The 18,957-nt window shown below is 65.8% G+C and carries 19 protein-coding genes; 16 read left to right on the top strand and 3 right to left on the bottom strand.

The features are described 5' to 3' along the window. Window positions 1-107: 107 nt before the first annotated feature. Both hslO and AB4Y40_RS01770 read right to left on the bottom strand, forming a co-directional pair. On the bottom strand, window positions 108-1,070 hold the full coding sequence (gene hslO / locus AB4Y40_RS01775; protein WP_368686203.1) for an Hsp33 family molecular chaperone HslO: 963 nt from the start codon (window positions 1,068-1,070) through the stop codon (window positions 108-110). A gap of 63 nt (window positions 1,071-1,133) precedes the next feature. Further along, the gene (locus AB4Y40_RS01770; RefSeq protein ID WP_322029757.1) at window positions 1,134-1,658 is read right to left on the bottom strand and encodes a gamma carbonic anhydrase family protein; all 525 of its coding nucleotides are present in this window, start codon (window positions 1,656-1,658) and stop codon (window positions 1,134-1,136) included. 189 nt (window positions 1,659-1,847) lie between these two features. On the opposite strand from AB4Y40_RS01770, the gene AB4Y40_RS01765 reads away from it, so the two are divergent. The 10 genes from AB4Y40_RS01765 to AB4Y40_RS01720 all read left to right on the top strand — a co-directional run bounded on the left by AB4Y40_RS01765 (window position 1,848) and on the right by AB4Y40_RS01720 (window position 11,077). Then, entirely contained in the window at window positions 1,848-2,765 is a 918-nt protein-coding gene (locus AB4Y40_RS01765) for a ferritin-like domain-containing protein (RefSeq protein ID WP_368686202.1), read from the top strand. Window positions 2,766-2,826: 61 nt separating this feature from the next. Beyond that, the gene (locus AB4Y40_RS01760; protein WP_368686201.1) at window positions 2,827-3,720 is read left to right on the top strand and encodes an alpha/beta fold hydrolase; all 894 of its coding nucleotides are present in this window, start codon (window positions 2,827-2,829) and stop codon (window positions 3,718-3,720) included. A 108-nt stretch (window positions 3,721-3,828) separates the two neighbouring features. Further along, a complete protein-coding gene (locus AB4Y40_RS01755; protein ID WP_368686200.1) occupies window positions 3,829-4,659 on the top strand; it encodes a 3',5'-nucleoside bisphosphate phosphatase in 831 nt (276 codons plus the stop codon). Window positions 4,660-4,839: 180 nt separating this feature from the next. Then, window positions 4,840-5,478: an L-threonylcarbamoyladenylate synthase gene (locus tag AB4Y40_RS01750; protein WP_254315176.1), complete on the top strand. Its 639-nt coding sequence runs from the start codon at window positions 4,840-4,842 to the stop codon at window positions 5,476-5,478. A gap of 72 nt (window positions 5,479-5,550) precedes the next feature. Continuing rightward, window positions 5,551-6,216: a site-2 protease family protein gene (locus AB4Y40_RS01745; protein ID WP_233881344.1), complete on the top strand. Its 666-nt coding sequence runs from the start codon at window positions 5,551-5,553 to the stop codon at window positions 6,214-6,216. A gap of 4 nt (window positions 6,217-6,220) precedes the next feature. Beyond that, window positions 6,221-7,423, top strand: coding sequence for a tryptophan--tRNA ligase (locus tag AB4Y40_RS01740; protein WP_042264918.1), 1,203 nt, complete (start codon window positions 6,221-6,223; stop codon window positions 7,421-7,423). An 8-nt stretch (window positions 7,424-7,431) separates the two neighbouring features. Then, a complete protein-coding gene (locus tag AB4Y40_RS01735) occupies window positions 7,432-8,064 on the top strand; it encodes a class I SAM-dependent methyltransferase (protein WP_368686199.1) in 633 nt (210 codons plus the stop codon). A gap of 44 nt (window positions 8,065-8,108) precedes the next feature. Next, the gene (dapA, locus tag AB4Y40_RS01730) at window positions 8,109-9,014 is read left to right on the top strand and encodes a 4-hydroxy-tetrahydrodipicolinate synthase (RefSeq protein ID WP_368686198.1); all 906 of its coding nucleotides are present in this window, start codon (window positions 8,109-8,111) and stop codon (window positions 9,012-9,014) included. 135 nt (window positions 9,015-9,149) lie between these two features. Further along, a complete protein-coding gene (gene bamC / locus AB4Y40_RS01725) occupies window positions 9,150-10,289 on the top strand; it encodes an outer membrane protein assembly factor BamC (RefSeq protein WP_368686197.1) in 1,140 nt (379 codons plus the stop codon). An 11-nt stretch (window positions 10,290-10,300) separates the two neighbouring features. After that, on the top strand, window positions 10,301-11,077 hold the full coding sequence (locus AB4Y40_RS01720; RefSeq protein WP_368686196.1) for an MBL fold metallo-hydrolase: 777 nt from the start codon (window positions 10,301-10,303) through the stop codon (window positions 11,075-11,077). 121 nt (window positions 11,078-11,198) lie between these two features. On the opposite strand, the gene AB4Y40_RS01715 is transcribed toward AB4Y40_RS01720, so the two are convergent. Beyond that, complete coding sequence (locus AB4Y40_RS01715; RefSeq protein WP_342925027.1) at window positions 11,199-11,897, bottom strand: Bax inhibitor-1/YccA family protein; 699 nt, start codon at window positions 11,895-11,897, stop codon at window positions 11,199-11,201. Window positions 11,898-12,200: 303 nt separating this feature from the next. On the opposite strand from AB4Y40_RS01715, the gene ndk reads away from it, so the two are divergent. From ndk to AB4Y40_RS01685, 6 genes are all read left to right on the top strand, one after another. Next, entirely contained in the window at window positions 12,201-12,626 is a 426-nt protein-coding gene (ndk, locus tag AB4Y40_RS01710; protein WP_133181406.1) for a nucleoside-diphosphate kinase, read from the top strand. A gap of 147 nt (window positions 12,627-12,773) precedes the next feature. After that, on the top strand, window positions 12,774-13,937 hold the full coding sequence (gene rlmN / locus AB4Y40_RS01705; protein ID WP_342925028.1) for a 23S rRNA (adenine(2503)-C(2))-methyltransferase RlmN: 1,164 nt from the start codon (window positions 12,774-12,776) through the stop codon (window positions 13,935-13,937). A gap of 201 nt (window positions 13,938-14,138) precedes the next feature. Further along, on the top strand, window positions 14,139-15,335 hold the full coding sequence (locus AB4Y40_RS01700) for a helix-turn-helix domain-containing protein (protein WP_368686195.1): 1,197 nt from the start codon (window positions 14,139-14,141) through the stop codon (window positions 15,333-15,335). A gap of 112 nt (window positions 15,336-15,447) precedes the next feature. Beyond that, window positions 15,448-16,767, top strand: coding sequence for a flavodoxin-dependent (E)-4-hydroxy-3-methylbut-2-enyl-diphosphate synthase (gene ispG / locus AB4Y40_RS01695; protein WP_321925303.1), 1,320 nt, complete (start codon window positions 15,448-15,450; stop codon window positions 16,765-16,767). An 85-nt stretch (window positions 16,768-16,852) separates the two neighbouring features. Beyond that, window positions 16,853-18,190 (top strand): histidine--tRNA ligase, encoded by a 1,338-nt coding sequence (gene hisS, locus AB4Y40_RS01690; RefSeq protein ID WP_368686194.1) that lies wholly within the window; start codon window positions 16,853-16,855, stop codon window positions 18,188-18,190. 90 nt (window positions 18,191-18,280) lie between these two features. After that, a complete protein-coding gene (locus AB4Y40_RS01685; protein WP_368686193.1) occupies window positions 18,281-18,910 on the top strand; it encodes a YfgM family protein in 630 nt (209 codons plus the stop codon). The last annotated feature ends 47 nt before the right edge of the window (window positions 18,911-18,957 follow it).

Raw genomic sequence — 18,957 nt, 5'->3', positions numbered from 1 at the left:
CGGTTCCCGGTCCTGCCTGCGTGCCGCTGCGCGGGGCGGCGACGCAACTCGCGTTGCGCCGCCTCGGTGTTATCGCCTCAATGTGCCCTTGTGCGCCTCAGGTTGCTTCAGTGGCGACGCTCCGCGGCGGGGCTCACGCTTTCTGAGAGCCCCGTCACGGCAAAAAGTTGCGCCACATCCACAGGGTCGAACTCATAGCGCTGATTGCAGTAGTCGCAATGAATCTCGACATGACCGCGTTCCTCGATCACGCCGTCGACTTCCTCGCGGCCCAGCATCTTGAGCATCGCGCCCACCTTCTCGCGCGAGCACGAACACTGGAAACGCGGCGCAAGCGGCTCGAAGTGACGGACGTTCTCCTGCCAGAAGAGGCGGCGGAACAGCGTCTCGCCGTCTTCCTTGAGCATTTCGTCGCGCGTGAGCGTGCTGCCGAGCGTGCAGACACGCTCCCACGTATCGAGGTCGTGCTCGCCCTGGTGCGGCACGATCCCGCCGTCGCCCGGCAGTTTCTGCAGCAGCATGCCGACCGCGCGGTCGTCGTTGGCGGCGAGCCACAGGCGCGAGTCGAGCTGTTCCGAGTGATGCATGTAATGCTCGAGCACGGCGGCGATCGACTTGAGCGGGCCGTCTTCGCCATTCAGCGGCACGATGCCCTGGTAGGGCTGCTGGCCCGGCTGCTTTTTCGCGGGATCGAGCGTGATCACGCAGCGGCCCTGGCCGTCCGGATTGACGAGGTCGGCGAACGTGAGTTCCTCGCCGAGCGGCAGGGCGTTCTCGCCCGTGAAGTCTTCGCCGAGGCGGGCGGTGGCGCGCATCGTCAGATCCGAGCCGCACTGCACGACCAGCATCTTCACGGGGCCGTCGCCGAAGATCTGCATGATCAGCGTGCCGTCGAACTTGAGATTCGCCGAGAGCAGCGAGCACGCCGCCATCATCTCGCCGAGCACCGTGCGCACGGGTGCCGGATACTGGCGGCGCTTGAGCACTTCCTGCCACGTGTTGCCCAGCGAGACGATCTCGCCGCGCACCGGCGCTGCGCTGAACATGAATTTTTGCAACTGGTCGTTCACAATCTTTTCCTTCGTTTCAATCGGGGCGGCGCGGCCCGCGCCGCACACGGCGAGAGCGTGCTCTCAACCGATGCGCACGAGCTGCGCCTTGAAATATTCGCGGCGCTGCGCGTAGACATCCGCGTTGCGCTTGAGGCCGGCGATGTCGGCCTCGGTCAGTTCGCGCACGACCTTGGCCGGCGCGCCGAGAATCAGCGAGTTGTCGGGGAACACCTTGCCTTCCGTGACCACCGCACCCGCGCCAACCAGACAGTTGCGGCCGATGACCGCGCCATTCAAGACCACGGCCTGAATGCCGATCAGCGCGCCTTCCTTCACGGTGCAGCCGTGCAGCATGGCCTGATGGCCCACGGTCACGTTCGCTTCGAGCGTGAGCGGGTAGCCGGGGTCCGTGTGGAGCACCGCGCCTTCCTGAACGTTGCTGCGCGCGCCGACGGTGATCGGCTCGTTGTCGCCGCGCAGCGTCGCGCCGAACCAGACGCTCGAGTCTTCGGCCAGTTCGACCTTGCCGATGACGGTCGCGTTGTCCGCGACGAACACGCTTTCGTGAATGGTCGGTGCGGCTTCGCCAAGCTTGTAGATGGCCACGGTGTTGAGTCTCCTGTGTCTTTCGGGGCTGCTGCCGGTCTGCGGGCGACGCGCAACGGCTGCGCACGACGCGAGGCAGGTGAATCGCGTATTGTAAACGGTTGCGTGCGCGGTCCGCTTGGGGGCTTTTCGGGCGCCCCCGCGCGACAGTTTTCCACTCCCGCTTTTCGGTCCCTGTTTCTTTTGCCGATGAATTCCGTTTTCTCTGCCGCCGGCGCGAGCGCTGACGTCCCAGGACCCACCGATGTCGAGCCCTGCTGGCGCCTCGCCGCACTCGCCGCGCTGCGCGAACGCGACCCGGTCGCCAAGGCCAATGCAGTGCGCGCGCTGCACGCGCAGAGTCAGGCGCAGGCCGCTGCGCCTCGCTGGGAGCCGCAGCGCGTTATCCCGACGCCGGCCGGCTTGCCTGGCCGCCCCGCCGAGCCGCCGCTCGTCGAGCCGCGCGAGCTGCAGCGCCGCAGCATGAGCACGCCTCAAGGCCGCGTCGTGCTGCTGCACGCGCTGGCCCACATCGAATTCAACGCGATCAACCTCGCGCTCGACGCGGTCTGGCGCTTCCCCGCCATGCCCGACGCCTTCTACGCCGACTGGCTCAAGGTCGCGGCGGAGGAGGCGTATCACTTCTCGCTGCTGCGTGCGCGGCTCGCCGACTATGGTCACGCGTACGGCGATTTCCCCGCGCACAACGGCCTGTGGGAGATGTGCGAGCGTACGAGCGCCGACGTGCTCGCGCGCATGGCGCTGGTGCCGCGCGTGCTGGAGGCGCGCGGGCTCGACGCCTCGCCGCCCATCCGCGCGCGCCTGAAGCAGGCTGGCGACGATGCATCGGCCGCGATCCTCGACATCATCCTGCGCGACGAAGTGGGACACGTGCGCATCGGCAACCATTGGTTCCGCCACCTGTGCGAGGCGCGCGGTCTCGACCCGCACGCGGCATGGCTCACGCTCGCGGAGCAGTACCACGCGCCGCGCATGCGCGGTCCGTTCAACTTCGAGGCGCGCCGCTCGGCGGGCTTCGACGAAGCCGAACTGGACACGCTGGCGGCCCAGGACGCCGCGGAGCAGGCCGCCACGAAGCAGTCAACGGGGCGTCAGTCGAACGAATGACGTACTGCAAGCGCCCAGCGCCTATATAATCGAACGATCATTCTTTTTTGCGGCGGCGCAAATGAATCAATCCCGGTCCGAATTCGTCGACGTCAACGGCATCCGGCTGCACGTGCGCCGCTGGGGCGCCGAGGGCGCGCCCGTGCTGTTCATGCTGCACGGCTGGATGGACGTGGCGGCGTCGTTCCAGTTCGTCGTCGATGCGCTCGATGTTCGCGGCGGCGACTGGCAGGTCATCGCGCCCGACCTGCGTGGCTTCGGCCTGTCCGACTGGCCCGTTGCGCAGGGGCAGGGCAGCAATTACTGGTTCCCCGACTACCTCGCCGATCTCGATGCGCTGCTCGCCCATTACGCGCCCGAGGGGCAGGTGGATCTCGTCGGGCACAGTCTCGGCGCGAACATCGTGTGCCTCTATGCGGGCGTGCGGCCCGAGCGCGTGCGGCGTGTGGTCGACCTGGAGGGTTTCGGGCTGCCGGCGCCGTCACCCAGGCAGGCGCCGGTCCGCATGCGCGAGTGGCTCGACGAGGTGCGCACGCCGCCGCAACTGCGCTCGTACGCGTCGCTCGACGAGGTGGCCGCGCGGCTCGTGAAGACCAATCCGCGTCTGATCGCATCGCGCGCGCGCTTTCTCGCGCAACACTGGTCGAAGCCGGACGGCGAGGGCGGCTATGTGCTGCTCGGCGATTCGGCGCACAAGATGCGCGGTCCGCTGCTGTACCAGCTCGACGAGGTGATGGCGATCTGGTCGCAGGTGAGCGCGAGGGTGCTGCACGTCGAAGCCGCCGGCTCTGAAACGCTCGCACGGCTCGCCGGGGCGGTGCCCATCGACGCATTCAAGAAGCGTTTCGAGGCGTTTCCCGACTGGCGCGAACGGATCGTCGACGGGGCGGGGCACATGGTGCACCACGACCAGCCGGAAGAGGTCGCGCGCCTGATCGAGGCGTTCTGCGCCTGAGTGCAAGGCACTTCGAGTGCACATTCGGGCGGCGGCGAGGCACGAGGCGCCGCCCGACGACTTCACTGCGTTGCAGTAAAATGGACGTTCATCCTTTTCACGCATCCAATGAACGCCGATCTCCACTGTCACTCCACTGTCTCCGACGGGCAACTGGCCCCGGCTGCCGTCGCGCAGCTGGCGAAAGCGGGTGGCGTCGGCTTGTGGGCGCTCACCGATCACGACGTGCTCGGCGGCCAGCGCGAAGCGCGCGAGGCGGCCGAGGCGCTCGGCATGCGCTATCTGAGCGGCGTCGAGATCTCGGTCACCTGGGCGTCGCGTACGGTGCACATCGTCGGTTTGCATGTGGACCCGGAGTGCGCCGCGCTCGTCGACGGGCTCGCGCGCACGCGTGACGGCCGCGCGGCGCGCGCCGAAGCGATTGGCGAGCGGCTCGGCGAACTCGGCATTCCCGACGCGTACGAAGGCGCGTTCCAGTACGTCTCGAATCCCGACCTGGTCTCGCGCACCCATTTCGCTCGCTTTCTCGTCGAGAGCGGCCGTGCGCAGAACACCCAGGACGCGTTTTCGCGCTGGCTCGGCGAAGGCAAGCCCGGTTACGTTGCGCACCGCTGGGCCAAGCTCGCCGACGCCGTTGCGTGGATCAAGGCGGCGGGCGGCGAGGCGATCATCGCGCATCCGGGCCGCTATGCTTACACCCAGCTCGAATTCGACACGCTCTTCGGCGAATTCCTCGATCTGGGCGGCAAGGCCATCGAAGTCGTCACCGGTAGCCATACGCCCGACCAGTATGGCGAGTACGCGGCCGTTGCGCGGCGCTTTGGCTTCGAGGCGTCGCGCGGCTCCGACTTCCATGCGCCCGGGCCCGACGCGATCGAGCCCGGCACGCTGCCGCCTTTGCCTTCCGACCTCAAGCCTGTCTGGGAGCGATGGCTGTAGGCCGCGCACGGCGCGCGGCCCACTGATCCCGCCCGTTTGCTGCAAGGCGTTTCGCGCAGGTCAATCCCGCTTTGTCGTCGCTTCGTGGTAACTACGTGCAGTCGCCTGCCGTTCTCGCGCATCGTCCCGCTGCTTTCATCGCCCGCTGTTTTCATCGCCATTCGTCAGCTGATTACTGCCATGTCCCAGTTCTTTCGGCTTCACCCAGAAAACCCGCAGCCGCGTCTCGTCAAGCAGGCGGTGGAGATCATCCGCGACGGCGGTGTGATCGCATTGCCGACCGATTCGAGCTACGCGCTCGCCGCGCGCATCGACGACAAGCACGCGGCCGAACGTCTGCGGCGCATCCGCGGGCTCGACGAGAAGGCGCTGCTCTCGCTGATGGTGCGGGATCTGTCCGAACTCGCAAACTTCGCCATGGTCGACAACCGCCAATACCGGCTCATCAAGTCGGTGACGCCGGGGCCATATGTGTTCGTGCTGGTGGCGACGAAGGAAGTGCCTCGGCGTCTCTCGCATCCGTCGCGCAAGACCATCGGCCTGCGCGTGCCCGGTCATCCGATTCCGCTGGCGATTCTCGAGGAACTGGGCGAGCCGCTGCTTGCCACCACGCTGATCCTGCCGCCCGACACCGAGCCGCTCAACGACCCCGAGGAGATTCGCGAGCGCCTCGAGAAACAGCTCGATCTCGTGATCGACGGCGGGGCGTGCCCGTGCGAGCCGTCCACCGTGATCGATCTCACGGGCGAGGAGCCAGTGCTCGTGCGGCCGGGGCGGGGTTCGCTGGCGCCGTTCGGCATCGAAGAAGAAGAGGCGTGATGAGACCTGCGCGGCATGAACGCGGCATGACCGTGGCCTGAGCGCATTGACGCATTGATACAATAGCCCGCCATGGAAGCCAATCTGATTCAGACGATCGTCGTCTACGCCTTGCCCGTGATCTTCGCGATCACGCTGCACGAAGCCGCGCACGGCTACGTCGCGCGCATGCTCGGCGACAACACCGCGTATGTGCTCGGGCGCGTCTCGTTCAACCCGATGCGCCACATCGACCCGATCGGCACGATCGCCATGCCGCTCGTGCTCTATTTCCTGACGAACGGCGCGTTCGTGTTCGGTTACGCGAAGCCCGTGCCGATCGCCTTCAGCAATCTGCGCAATCCGCGCTGGGGCACGCTGTGGGTCGCGGCGGCCGGACCGCTGTGCAACTTCGTGCAGGCCATCGTATGGGGCGTGTTCGGCGTGGGGCTCGCGGTGCTCGGCGTGGACGAGCCGTTCTTCACGCGCATGGCCGCCGCCGGCGTGGGCGTGAATCTCGTGCTCGGCGTGCTGAACCTCTTTCCGCTGCCGCCGCTCGACGGCGGCCGCGTGCTCGGGGCGCTCCTGCCCACGCGCGCGAGCATTGCGCTCGCCCGTATCGAGCCCTATGGTTTCATCATCGTGATGGGGTTGCTCGTGAGTGGCATCTTCACGCGATTCTGGCTGCGCCCGCTCGTGAGTCTAGGTTACGACGCGGTCACGGCCATCCTTACCCCACTTGTGTCGCTCTTTTCATAACATCATGTTCCCAGACCGTATCTTCTCCGGCATGCGGCCCACCGGGTCGCTGCACCTCGGCCACTATCACGGCGTGCTGAAAAACTGGGTGCGCCTGCAGTCCGAGTATCCGTGCTTCTTCTGCGTGGTCGACTGGCATGCGCTCACCACGCACTATGAAACGCCGGATGTCATCGAGAAGAACGTCTGGGACGTCCTGATCGACTGGCTCGCTTCGGGCATCGACCCGAACCAGGCCACGCTCTTCATCCAGAGCCGCGTGCCGGAGCACGCCGAACTCGCGTTGCTGCTCGGCATGAGCACGCCGCTGTCCTGGCTCGAACGCGTGCCGACCTACAAGGAGCAGATCGAGAAGCTGCGCGACAAGGACCTCGGTACCTACGGCTTCCTCGGCTATCCGGTGCTGATGGCCGCCGACATCCTGCTGTACCGTGCGTCGCTCGTGCCGGTGGGCGAGGATCAGGTGCCGCACGTCGAAATGGCGCGCGAAATGGCCCGCCGCTTCAACTACATGTACGGCCGCGAGCCGGGCTTCGAAGAGAAGGCCAACGATGCGGCGAAGAAGCTGGGTGGCAAGCGCTCGAAGCTCTACCACGAGCTGCGCAACGCCTATCAGCAGGAAGGCAATGAAGAGGCGCTCGAACAGGCCCGCGCGATGCTTTCGGAGTCGCAAAGCCTTTCGATGAGCGATCGCGAGCGCCTCTTTGGCTACCTCGAAGGCTCGCGCAAAATCATCCTGCCGGAGCCGCAGGTGCTGCTCACGGAAGCCTCGCGCATGCCGGGTCTCGACGGCCAGAAGATGTCGAAGTCGTACGGCAACACCATCGGCCTGCGCGAAGACGCCGAGTCGATCACGAAAAAGGTCCGCACCATGCCGACCGACCCCGCGCGCGTGCGCCGCACCGATCCGGGCGATCCGGACAAGTGCCCGGTGTGGCAGCTCCACCAGGTCTACACCGACGAGCAGACGCACGACTGGGTGCAGAAGGGCTGCCGTTCGGCCGGGATCGGTTGTCTGGAGTGCAAGCAGCCCGTGATCGAGGGCATCCTGCGCGAGCAGCAGCCCATGCTCGAGCGCGCTCAGAAGTACATGGACGACCCCTCGCTGCTGCGTGCAATCGTCGCGGACGGCTGCGACAAGGCGCGCAAGTTCGCCAACGAGACGATGCGCGACGTGCGTGAGGCCATGGGCCTCTCGTACAGCTGATCGAGCCGATGACGTCGACGCCTGCCGCCGGTTCGCACGCCCATGGGCTTTCCGAGCCGTCGCGCTGGGTGCGCCGCTGGGCGCACCTCATCGCGCCCGGCGGCACGGTGCTCGACGTGGCCTCCGGCGCGGGCCGGCACACGCGCTGGCTGGCCAGCCAGGGGCACCCGGTAACGGCGCTCGATCGCGACGCCGCCGCGCTCGCCACGTTGCATGACGTAGCGGGTGTCGCGACGTTAGAGTGCGACCTCGAAGGCGCGCCCTGGCCGCTCGCACCGGACGCCCGCTTCGCGGCCGTCGTCGTCACGAACTACCTGCATCGCCCGCTCGTGCCCCGTCTCATCGAGGCGCTGGCGCCGGGCGGCGTCCTGATTTACGAAACCTTCGCGCAAGGCAACGAGACCGTCGGAAAGCCATCGAACCCCGCTTTCCTGCTCGCTCCGGGCGAGTTATTGGCCGTCTGTGCGCCTGCGCTGCGGGTAGTCGCCTATCAGGACGGATTTCTTTCGGAACCGCGTGAGGCGTATATTCAGCGCATCTGCGCGGTACGGGAAAAAACGACCTCAGTGTCCCTCGAAAGAGCCAGTAATGTACCTGAGAACCAGGGCCTACCCGTAACGCGTTACGATCTGACCGGCTAATCCGCTACAATCGCGGTTTAACCGACTCATTTTTCTGGCGTTTCATGGCTAACGGCACTCAGGACGGCATTACGCTGCAAGGCAGCATTCCCGCGATCGTCACCCCCATGCACGGGGACGGCAGTCTCGACCTGCCGGCATTCCGCAAACTGATCGACTGGCACGTGGAAGAGGGGACGGATGCCCTCGTCGTCGTCGGTACGAGCGGGGAGTCCGCCACGCTGGACGTCGAAGAACACATCCTGATGATCAAGACGGCGGTCGAGCACGCTGCCGGCCGTATGCCGATCATCGCGGGCGCCGGTGGCAATTCCACCGCCGAGGCGATCGAACTCACGAAGCACGCGAAGGAAGTGGGCGCACAGGCGTCGCTCCAGGTCGTGCCCTATTACAACAAGCCGACCCAGGAAGGCATGTACCGCCACTTCGCGAAGATCGCGGAGGACGTGGACCTGCCCGTCATCCTCTACAACGTGCCGGGCCGTACGGTCGCGGACATGGCGAACGAGACCATCCTGCGTCTGGCCGAAGTGCCGGGCATCATCGCGGTGAAAGAAGCGACGGGTAACATCGACCGCGCCGCGCACCTCATCAAGCATGCGCCGAAAGGCTTCAAGATTTTCAGCGGCGACGATCCCACGGCGATCGCGCTGATGCTGCTTGGCGGCCACGGCAATATTTCGGTGACCGCGAACGTTGCGCCGCGCCAGATGAGCGACCTGTGCAAGGCCGCGCTCTCCGGCGACGCGAAAACGGCGCGTGCGATCCATATGAAGCTGTTGTCGCTGCACAAGAACCTGTTCATCGAATCGAATCCGATTCCGGTGAAGTGGGCGCTGCAGGAACTCGGCCGCATCGAAGGCGGCATCCGACTGCCGCTCACGCCGCTCGACGCGCGCTACCACGACGTGGTGCGCGCCGCGCTGCGCGAAGCCGGTCTGGCTGGCTGATCCGATCAGCCAGCCGCCGATTTATCAACCGACGCCGCCACGGCCCAGCCGCCCAATCACTGAAAGACCTCGGACCGACCTCGGTCCACCGTCTCGAAGAGCAAGGCTTAGCGTTCCCGTATCACGAAGGCCCACATGAAACGTTCCGCTTTTTCCCTCCACGCAACCCGCATGGCGGTGCTGGCGCTTGCCCTCGGGTCGCTCGCAGGTTGCGAGTCGCTGAACGACATGTTCGCGTCCGATCGCGTCAACTACAAGGACACGCCGACCGCGCCGCCGCTGAATGTGCCGCAGGATCTGTCGTCGGCGCCGAACGACCAGAAGTACGTCGCGCCGCCGCCCACGATCACGCTTGGCGGCTCCGCTCAGCGCACGGTCATGCCGGCCGGCAACGCCACGCTCGGCGTGCCGGATGCGCAGGACCCGTTCGGCATGCACGTGGAGCGCGACGGCGACCGCCGCTGGCTCGTGGTGGACGGCCGCTCGCCTGACGACGTCTGGCCGCAACTGCAGGAATTCTGGACGGAGAACGGCTTCACGCTGACGACCGACTCGCCGTCCACGGGCATCATGACGACCGACTGGGCCGAGAACCGCGCCAACATTCCGGACGACTGGTTCCGCCGCACGATCGGCCGCGTGATTGATTTCGCGTACTCGTCGGGCACGCGCGACCGCTTCCGCGTGCTGGTCTCGCGCGGCCCGGACGGTCAAACCGATATTTCCGTCACGCATAACGCGATGGAAGAAGTGCTGACGGGGCAGGACAAGACGGGGTCGAAGTGGGTCGAGCGTCCGCGCGACCCGGCACTCGAAGCCGCCTTTCTCGCGAAGATCATGCAGAAGTTCGGCCTGACCGACGCGCAGTCCAAGCAACTGCTGACCGATGCGCGCCCGTCGACGGCTGGCGTCAAGGTCGCCGCCGGTCCTGACGGCACGACGCTCGACTTGCCCGAAGCGTTCGACACCGCGTGGCTGCGTGTGGGCCTCGCGCTCGACCGCACGAACTTTACGGTCGACAATCGCGACCGCGAGAAGGGCCTCTACTTCGTGCGCTACGCCGATTCGATGCAGGAGCTCAAGGGTGACGGCCTGCTCGGCAAGCTTTTCTACAACCCGAAGAAGGCCACGAAGGATCAGGGTCCGGAATACCGCGTAGCCGTGCGCTCGACGGGCAATTCGACCCAGGTTGCCGTGGTCGACCAGAGCGGCCGCGTCGACACCTCGTCGGACGCACAGCGTATCGTCTCCGCGCTCCACGCGCAGCTGAACTAGCGTGCGCTGATATGCGATTTGCGAGCCTCGGCAGCGGCAGCGAGGGTAACGCACTGGTCGTAGAAGCAGGCAGCGGCACGACGCCCACGCGCGTGCTGCTCGACTGCGGATTCTCAGCGAAGGAAGTCGAGCGGCGCCTCGCCCGCGCGGGGCTGGCCGCCGACGCGCTCACGGCAATTCTCATCACCCACGAACACAGCGATCACGTCGGCAGCGCGCTCACGCTCGCGCGCCGCTGGTCGATTCCGCTTTACATGAGCTGGGGCACGGCGCAGGCCGTGGGCGCCGACGACGCCGCAGGCGTCGAACTCAACGTCTTGTGGGGCGACGAGACGGTCGAGATCGGCGAACTCGGCGTATTGCCCTACACGGTGCCGCACGACGCGCGCGAGCCGCTGCAGTTCGTGTTCAGCGACGGCGCGAGCCGGCTTGGCGTACTGACCGACGTCGGCGAGTCGACCTCGCATATCAGCAACGTGCTGAGCGGTTGTGACGCACTGGTGCTCGAATGCAACCACGACCTCGAGATGCTCGCGGCGAGCCGTTATCCGGCTTCGCTCAAGGCGCGCATCGGTGGGTCGCATGGCCATCTGAACAACGAGGCGGCCGGCGGTATCCTCGCGGGGCTCGATCGCGCGAAGCTGCGGCATTTGATCGCCGCGCACCTGAGCCAGCAGAACAACACGCCGGAGCTTGCGCGCGCGGCGATGGCTGCGATTCTGGGAAATGCCGCGACGCAGATCGGGGTCGCTTCGCAAGCCGAGGGTTTCGACTGGATTGCGCTCTGAGTCCCGCGCCCGCGACGCGGCCAAACGAATAGACGAAAAAAGCCCATGACGAAAGTCATGGGCTTTTTGCTTGCTGAGGCGGGAATCCATCGATCCGGCCCCGCCAAGCTTTGATTAGACTTTAGTTACGATTGCCGCCGAAGATGCCGAGGATGGCCAGCAGGTTCGTGAACACGTTATACAGGTCCAGATAGATCGCGAGCGTGGCCGAGATGTAGTTCGTCTCGCCGCCGTTCACGACGCGCTGCACGTCGAACAGCATGTAGGCCGAGAAGATCGCGATGGCGAGCACCGAAACCGTGAGCATCAGCGCGGGCAGCTGCAGGAACATGTTCGCGACGCCGGCCAGCAGGATCACGATCACGCCCATGAAGAGCCACTTGCCGAGGCCCGAGAAGTCGCGCTTGCTGACCGTGGCGATGGTGGCCATGGCGGTGAAAATGATGCCGGTGCCGCCGAACGCTAGCATGATGAGCTGTGGGCCGTTCGAAAAGCCGAGGACGAACGACAGCAGGCGCGAGAGCATCAGGCCCATGAAGAACGTGAAGCCGAGCAGCACGAACACGCCGATCGAGCTGTTCTTGGTGCGCTCGATGGCGAACATGAAACCGAAGGCGATCGCGAAGAACGCGAGCAGGCTCATGGCCGGGCTGGTAGCGGCAAAAAGCGAGAAGCCGGTCGCGACGCCCACCCACGCGCCGAGCACCGTCGGCACCATCGACAGCGCGAGCAGCCAGTAGGTGTTGCGCAGTACGCGGTTGCGGGTCTCCGCCGAGGTGACGCTGCCGCCGCGGCCGAAGTTATAGGGATACTCGTTCATGCTTTCTCCTTGCGTGAGACGCGTGGGTGAGGGCGCGCAGGTGCGCGGTCCGCTCCCCCATAAGATAAGTGCGCCGACCCAGAGTTTCAACGGGTTGCCACACAGTTTCCGTTATGTTTGCACAGCGTATGCCGCCAATCTTAAGCCTCTCTGAATGGTACGGCAGCGCAGTGCGTGTGCCCGGCTTGCGCTCATTTGCCCCGGTTTGCCGGGCTATGAGGGTTCAATCGCAATCATACATGGGAACATGCTACAATTGCGGATTCATTTGAATCTGTAACCTCTTAATTTTCTGGAGTTTTTATGGCGATCGAACGCACCCTGTCGATTATCAAGCCGGACGCAGTGGCGAAGAACGTGATCGGCCAGATCTACAGCCGCTTCGAAAACGCTGGCCTGAAGATCATTGCCTCCCGCATGGTTCACCTCTCGCGCGCCGACGCTGAGAAGTTCTATGCTGTTCACGCAGCGCGCCCGTTCTTCAAGGACCTCGTCGATTTCATGATCTCGGGTCCGGTCGTGATTCAGGTTCTGGAAGGCGAGAACGCTATCCTGAAGCACCGCGATCTGATGGGCGCAACCGATCCGAAGAAGGCTGAGAAGGGCACGATCCGCGCCGACTTCGCCGACAGCATCGACGCGAACGCCGTGCACGGCTCGGACGCCGCTGAAACGGCAGCCGTGGAAGTCGCGTTCTTCTTCCCGCAAGTCAACGTCTACTCGCGCTAAGCACGGCGCGAGCTGACTGCAGTAGTAGCATAGGGTCGCGAACGGCGATGACGCTCACCGTCCAGTTCCCGATGCCGCGCAAGTGCGCAGGCAGCCGGGCAGCGCGGGCGGTGAGCGCGCTCTCGCACTGAAATGGCAGGATTCGACATGACGAGCAGTTCCACCGTCAACCTTCTCGATCTCGACGCCCAAGGGCTCGTCGCCTATTGCGAGAGCCTGGGCGAGAAGCCGTTTCGCGCCAAACAGCTTCAGCGCTGGATCCATCAGTACAACGCCGCCGACTTCGACGGCATGACGGATCTCGCCAAATCGCTGCGCGAGAAGCTCAAAGGGCGCGCCACCATCGGCATGCCCGGCATCATCAGCGACAACGTTTCCTCCGACGGCACGCGCAAGTGGCTCGTGGACGTCGGCAACGGCAACGCGGTCGAAACCGTGTTCATCCCCGAAGACAACCGCGGCACGCTGTGCGTGTCGTCGCAGGCGGGATGCGCGGTCAACTGCCGGTTTTGCTCCACCGGCAAGCAAGGTTTTTCACGCAATCTCACCACCGCCGAGATCATCGGCCAGCTGCGCATGGCGGAATTCGCCCTGCGCGCCTCGCTTCTGGGCGAGGCTGGAGGCCGTGCGACCGGCGGTGACGGCAAGGGCGAACGCGTCATCACGAACGTCGTGATGATGGGGATGGGCGAGCCGCTGCTGAACTACGACGCGGTCGTGCCCGCCATGCGCCTGATGCTCGACGACAACGCCTACGGCCTGTCGCGCCGGCGCGTCACGCTCTCTACGTCGGGCGTCGTGCCGATGATGGATCGTCTCGGCGCCGAGCTGCCCGTGGCGCTCGCCGTTTCCTTGCACGCACCGAACGACGCGCTGCGCGACGAACTCGTGCCGCTCAACCGCAAGTACCCGCTGCGCGAGTTGATGGCGGCGTGCCAGCGTTACCTGGAAGTGGCGCCGCGCGACTTCATCACGTTCGAGTACTGCATGCTCGACGGCGTCAACGACACGGAAGAGCACGCACGCCAGTTGCTCGCCGTGACGCGTGACGTGCCATGCAAATTCAATCTGATCCCGTTCAATCCGTTCCCCGAGTCGGGCTTGCTGCGCTCGAAATCGGACCAGATCAAACGCTTCGCGCAGATCCTCATGGATGCGGGCGTCGTCACGACCGTGCGCAAGACGCGCGGCGACGACATCGACGCGGCCTGCGGGCAGCTCGCCGGCGAAGTGAAGGACCGCACGCGCCTTGCTGAGCGCACGGGCCGGGCCGCGGGCAAGGTCATCGAAGTACGGCCGGTTCAGCACTGAACCGGCATCAGGAGGGCCGATGGCCGCGTGCGGGGGAAACGCGCGGCCGTGGGCGGTAGTAAAAGAAACGTTGCAGAAGCGATCGGAAGCGGCACACTGGCCGCACATTTTGTTATAAACGGTCTGCGAATCGGGTAGAGGCGGGGCGGGACGCGCCCAACCGGTTCCAGTATTGAAAAGAATCGACGCAAGGACTTTGGGATGAGCGAGCCGCAGCACCCTTTCGGGACAGACGGAACTGACAGCAACGCAGGTCGTTCGGCGCCGGGCGCCACACCTTCGCCGGTGCAGGCAGTGCCCGACACGATGGCCGCGGCCGGCGCGCGTCTTGCGCAGCTGCGCGAGGCCAAGGGTTGGGCGATCGAAGATGTCTCGGCGCGCCTGAAGGTGTCGGTGTCGAAGCTGCGCGAACTCGAAGCGGGCGATATCAGCCACCTGCCGGACACGACGTTCGCGCTCGGCGTGGTGCGTGCCTACGCGAAGCTGCTCGGTACCGATTCCGCGCCGTTCACGCAGGCGCTGCGCCGCGAGCGCGGCATGGCGCAGCCGGATCTGTCGATGCCGGCTTCGGCGGGCTCCGATCTGCCGCGCGGCCGCGTCTCGCTCTCGCTCGGCGGCAGTGGCGCGCGGGCTCCGCGCCGCCGCGCTTCGTGGTTGTGGGGCGTGGCGATCATCGTTATCGCGGTGCTCGCGATTTCCATGTGGCACACGAACAGTGGCGAATCGTCGGCCTGGTTTGCGCGCCTGAAGGCGATGGCGAACGGCGCGAGCGTGCAGACGGGCGCGTCGTCGCCGACCGTGACGCAGGGCGTTGCGACCGGCAACGAGGGTGCATCGGCCGTCCAGGGCGCGGATCAGTCCGTCGCGCCGCAGGCTGGTGACGCAAACGACGCCGGCGACAACGCCAACGCCAACGCGGCGCCCGATCAGGACGCTACGGCGAGCGCGCCGCAGGCTGCGCAACCGGCGCCTCAAGCTGCGCAACCCGCGCCTCAAGTTGCGCAACCGGCACCGCAGGCCGCGAAGCCTGCCGCTGCAAGCGCCGCACCGGCGGCGGCCGTTGCCAACGCGGCAAGCGCTGCGCGCGCCCAGGCGGCGAGCGCGCCGGCCGCAGCGGCAGCGCAGACCGCGGCAGCCGACAACGGCGCCGACACCTCGACGTTCGCGATCCGCGTGACCCAGGACACCTGGGTCAGCGTGCGCCAGAAGGATGGCAAGGAAGTTTTCTCGGGGCTGATCCACGGCAGCGACGCGCGTGAGATCAGCGGCACCGAGCCGCTCAAGGTCACCGTGGGCAACAAGGCCGGCATCGAGTCGATGACCATCGACGGCCAGCCGGTCGACACGTCGAAGTACGCGTCGGCGCGTGGCAATGTCGCGCGCTTCGTGCTGCCCTGATCAAGACATGGCATGCGTCGCGGCCTGGCAAGTCTCATTGCCGGCCGCGACGCTTTTTCAATTCACGCAGTGCCGCCGCCGGCTAGCCGGCGCTAGTGCGCGTGAGGCGTAAATGGGTTTTTCGATGCAAAGCGAAACGCAATCCTCGACCAGCAACAGTCAGATCTGCTCGAACGAGCCGGTTCTCGGCGGCCACGCGCCGCGCCGCAAGTCGCATGCCGTGCATGTGCGCTGGGGCGGCCAGCTGGTGACGATCGGCGGCGACGCGCCGGTGCGCGTGCAGTCGATGACCAACACCGACACCGCGGACCCCATCGGCACCGCGATCCAGATCAAGGAACTCGCGCAGGCGGGTTCGGAGCTCGTGCGTATCACGGTCAACACGCCGGAAGCGGCAGCGGCCGTGCCGCATATCCGCGAGCAGCTCGACCGCATGGGCGTGATGGTGCCGCTCGTCGGCGACTTCCACTACAACGGCCACCTGCTGCTGCGCGACTATCCCGCCTGCGCCGAGTCGCTGTCGAAGTACCGCATCAACCCGGGCAACGTGGGCCAGGGCGCGAAGCGCGACACGCAGTACGCGCAGATGATCGAAGCGGCCATCAAGTACGACAAGCCGGTGCGTATCGGCGTGAACTGGGGCAGCCTCGACCAGGACCTGCTCGCGCGCATGATGGACGAGAACGGCGCGCGCAAGGAGCCGTGGGAAGCGCAGAGCGTGATGTACGAAGCGCTCATTCAGTCGGCCATCGGCTCGGCGGAACGAGCCGTCGAACTCGGCCTCGGCCGCGACAAGATCATCCTGTCGTGCAAGGTGAGCGGCGTGCAGGACCTGATCGCGGTCTACCAGGAACTCGCGAAGCGTTGCGATTTCGCGCTGCACCTGGGCCTGACGGAAGCGGGCATGGGCTCGAAGGGCATCGTCGCGTCGACGGCGGCGCTTTCCGTGCTGCTGCAGCAGGGCATCGGCGACACGATCCGCATCTCGCTCACGCCGGAACCGGGCGGTGCGCGCACGGGCGAAGTCGTGGTCGGCCAGGAAATCCTGCAGACCATGGGCCTGCGCTCGTTCACGCCGATGGTCATCGCGTGCCCCGGCTGCGGCCGCACGACCAGCACGCTGTTCCAGGAACTGGCTTCGCAGATCCAGGGCTATCTGCGCGCGCAGATGCCGCTGTGGCGCGACGAGTATCCGGGCGTCGAGACGATGAACGTTGCCGTGATGGGCTGCATCGTGAACGGCCCGGGCGAGTCGAAGCACGCGAACATCGGCATCAGCCTGCCGGGCTCGGGCGAGAACCCCGCGGCGCCGGTCTTCATCGACGGCGAGAAGGTGAAGACGCTGCGCGGCGAGCACATCGCCGAAGAATTCCAGCAGATCGTGAGCGACTACGTCGCGCGCAAGTACGGCAAGGCCGAAGCGACGAACTGAGCAGGCGGGTCGATCCGTTTGTAGTTCGCATGTAGCCCGCTTGTCGCTCGATACGCACAACCGCATAAAGCCAATTCGCAACGCAATGACTGAACAAAAACGCAAGCCCGAAAAGCTCTCGGGCGTGAAGGGCATGAACGACATCCTGCCGCAGGAGGCAGGGCTGTGGGAATTCTTCGAAACCACGGTGAAGTCGCTGCTTCGTTCGTACGGCTATCAAAATATCCGCACGCCGATCGTCGAGCACACGCAACTATTCACGCGCGGCATCGGAGAAGTGACCGACATCGTCGAGAAGGAGATGTACAGCTTCACCGACGCGCTCAACGGCGAGAACCTCACGCTGCGCCCGGAAGGCACGGCGGCCGCCGTGCGCGCGTCGATCGAGCACAACATGCTCTACGACGGTCCGAAGCGCCTGTGGTACATCGGCCCGATGTTCCGTCACGAGCGTCCGCAGCGCGGCCGCTATCGCCAGTTCCATCAGGTGGGCGTCGAAGCGCTCGGTTTCGCGGGCCCCGATGCGGACGCTGAAATCATCCTGATGTGCCAACGCCTCTGGGACGACCTCGGCCTCACCGGCATCAAGCTCGAGATCAACTCGCTCGGCGTGGCCGAAGAACGTGCGGCGCATCGCGTCGAGCTGATCAAGTATCTCGAGCAGCACGTCGAGCTGCTCGACGAAGACGGCAAGCGCCGCCTCTACACGAACCCGCTGCGCGTGCTCGACACGAAGAATCCCGCGCTGCAGGAGATCGCGGACAAGGCGCCGAAGCTGATCGACTTCCTCGGCGAAGAATCGCGTGCGCACTTCGACGGGCTGCAGCGCATTCTCAAGTCGAACAACATCCCGTTCAAGATCAACCCGCGTCTCGTGCGTGGTCTCGATTACTACAATCTGACCGTGTTCGAGTGGGTGACCGACAAGCTCGGCGCGCAGGGCACCGTCGCGGCGGGCGGTCGTTACGATCCGCTGATCGAGCAGCTGGGCGGCAAGCCGACGGCAGCGTGCGGCTGGGCCATGGGCATCGAGCGCATTCTCGAACTGCTCAAGGAAGAGGACCTCGTGCCGGAAGAAGATGGTTGCGACGTCTACGTTGTCCACCAGGGCGAAGCCGCGCGCGAGCAGGCGTTCATCGTGGCGGAGCGTCTGCGCGATACGGGTCTCGACGTGATCTTGCATTGCAGCGCCGACGGTCAGAGCGCGAGCTTCAAGTCGCAGATGAAGCGCGCGGATGCCAGCGGCGCGGCCTTTGCCGTCGTGCTCGGCGAGGACGAAGTGGCCAGGGGCGAGGCCGGTGTGAAGGCGCTGCGCGGCACGGCTGCGGAGGCCCGCAGCGAGCAACAAACGGTAGCGCTTGAGGACTTGACCGAATATCTGATCAATGCGATGGTTGCATCCGCCGAAGACGGCGACGACTAACAGGGCCGCCCAAGGGGCCGCCCGGTGGGGCTGCCCAGGTCGCTGCGCATTCGAAAACAGGCTTCAGAATAAACGAGGAATCGCTACGCGATGAGTTACCACGACGAACAGGAATCGATCGAGAGCTTCAAGGCATGGTGGGGGCAGTGGGGTAACGCCACTACGTGGGTCGTGCTGATCGTTCTGCTCGCGCTCGCAGCGTGGAACGGCTGGAACTTCTGGCAGCGCCGCGAGGCGGCCGAAGCCGCCGTGCTGTACGACCAGGTGCAGCAGGCCGCGAACAGCAGCGACAAGGCCATGCTCACGCGCGTGGCGTCCGACATGGAAGATCGCTTCGGCAGCACGGCGTACGCGCAGATGACGGCGCTCGGCGTGGCCAAGGCGCTCTATATGGCGGGCGACACGGCCGGCGCGAAGGCACAGCTGCAATGGGCCGCCGACCACGCCAAGGACGACGAATTCCGCCAGATCGCAAAGCTGCGTCTCGCTTCGCTCCTGCTCGACGAAAAGGCCTACGATCAGGGCCTCGCGCTGATTCCGCAACCCGATTCGGGTCCGTTCAAGGGCATCGTGGCCGACGGTCGCGGCGATCTGCTGGCCGCGGCCGGCAAGCGCGACGACGCGCGCGCGGCCTACAAGCTGGCCCTCGACAGCCTGCCGAAGAGCGACGCTTCCGAGCGTCAGCTGATCCAGTTCAAGCTGGATGCGCTCGGCGGCTGAATCGCTGGCTAAATTGCGAAGCGTGCCGGACGTGCGCGCCGCGTTGC

This window comes from Paraburkholderia sp. EG287B (genome assembly GCF_040965595.1).
Taxonomy (GTDB): Bacteria; Pseudomonadota; Gammaproteobacteria; order Burkholderiales; family Burkholderiaceae; genus Paraburkholderia.
Note: the sequence above shows the minus strand (reverse complement) of the source record. Positions and strands in the feature narration are given on the sequence as shown.

Coding starts and splice junctions, on each gene's coding strand:
- AB4Y40_RS01765 (WP_368686202.1), top strand. CDS start 1,848: ATGAATTCCGTTTTCTCTGCCGCCGGCGCGAGCGCTGACGTCCCAGGA.
- AB4Y40_RS01760 (WP_368686201.1), top strand. CDS start 2,827: ATGAATCAATCCCGGTCCGAATTCGTCGACGTCAACGGCATCCGGCTG.
- AB4Y40_RS01755 (WP_368686200.1), top strand. CDS start 3,829: ATGAACGCCGATCTCCACTGTCACTCCACTGTCTCCGACGGGCAACTG.
- AB4Y40_RS01750 (WP_254315176.1), top strand. CDS start 4,840: ATGTCCCAGTTCTTTCGGCTTCACCCAGAAAACCCGCAGCCGCGTCTC.
- AB4Y40_RS01745 (WP_233881344.1), top strand. CDS start 5,551: ATGGAAGCCAATCTGATTCAGACGATCGTCGTCTACGCCTTGCCCGTG.
- AB4Y40_RS01740 (WP_042264918.1), top strand. CDS start 6,221: ATGTTCCCAGACCGTATCTTCTCCGGCATGCGGCCCACCGGGTCGCTG.
- AB4Y40_RS01735 (WP_368686199.1), top strand. CDS start 7,432: ATGACGTCGACGCCTGCCGCCGGTTCGCACGCCCATGGGCTTTCCGAG.
- dapA (WP_368686198.1), top strand. CDS start 8,109: ATGGCTAACGGCACTCAGGACGGCATTACGCTGCAAGGCAGCATTCCC.
- bamC (WP_368686197.1), top strand. CDS start 9,150: ATGAAACGTTCCGCTTTTTCCCTCCACGCAACCCGCATGGCGGTGCTG.
- AB4Y40_RS01720 (WP_368686196.1), top strand. CDS start 10,301: ATGCGATTTGCGAGCCTCGGCAGCGGCAGCGAGGGTAACGCACTGGTC.
- AB4Y40_RS01715 (WP_342925027.1), bottom strand. CDS start 11,897: ATGAACGAGTATCCCTATAACTTCGGCCGCGGCGGCAGCGTCACCTCG.
- ndk (WP_133181406.1), top strand. CDS start 12,201: ATGGCGATCGAACGCACCCTGTCGATTATCAAGCCGGACGCAGTGGCG.
- rlmN (WP_342925028.1), top strand. CDS start 12,774: ATGACGAGCAGTTCCACCGTCAACCTTCTCGATCTCGACGCCCAAGGG.
- AB4Y40_RS01700 (WP_368686195.1), top strand. CDS start 14,139: ATGAGCGAGCCGCAGCACCCTTTCGGGACAGACGGAACTGACAGCAAC.
- ispG (WP_321925303.1), top strand. CDS start 15,448: ATGGGTTTTTCGATGCAAAGCGAAACGCAATCCTCGACCAGCAACAGT.
- hisS (WP_368686194.1), top strand. CDS start 16,853: ATGACTGAACAAAAACGCAAGCCCGAAAAGCTCTCGGGCGTGAAGGGC.
- AB4Y40_RS01685 (WP_368686193.1), top strand. CDS start 18,281: ATGAGTTACCACGACGAACAGGAATCGATCGAGAGCTTCAAGGCATGG.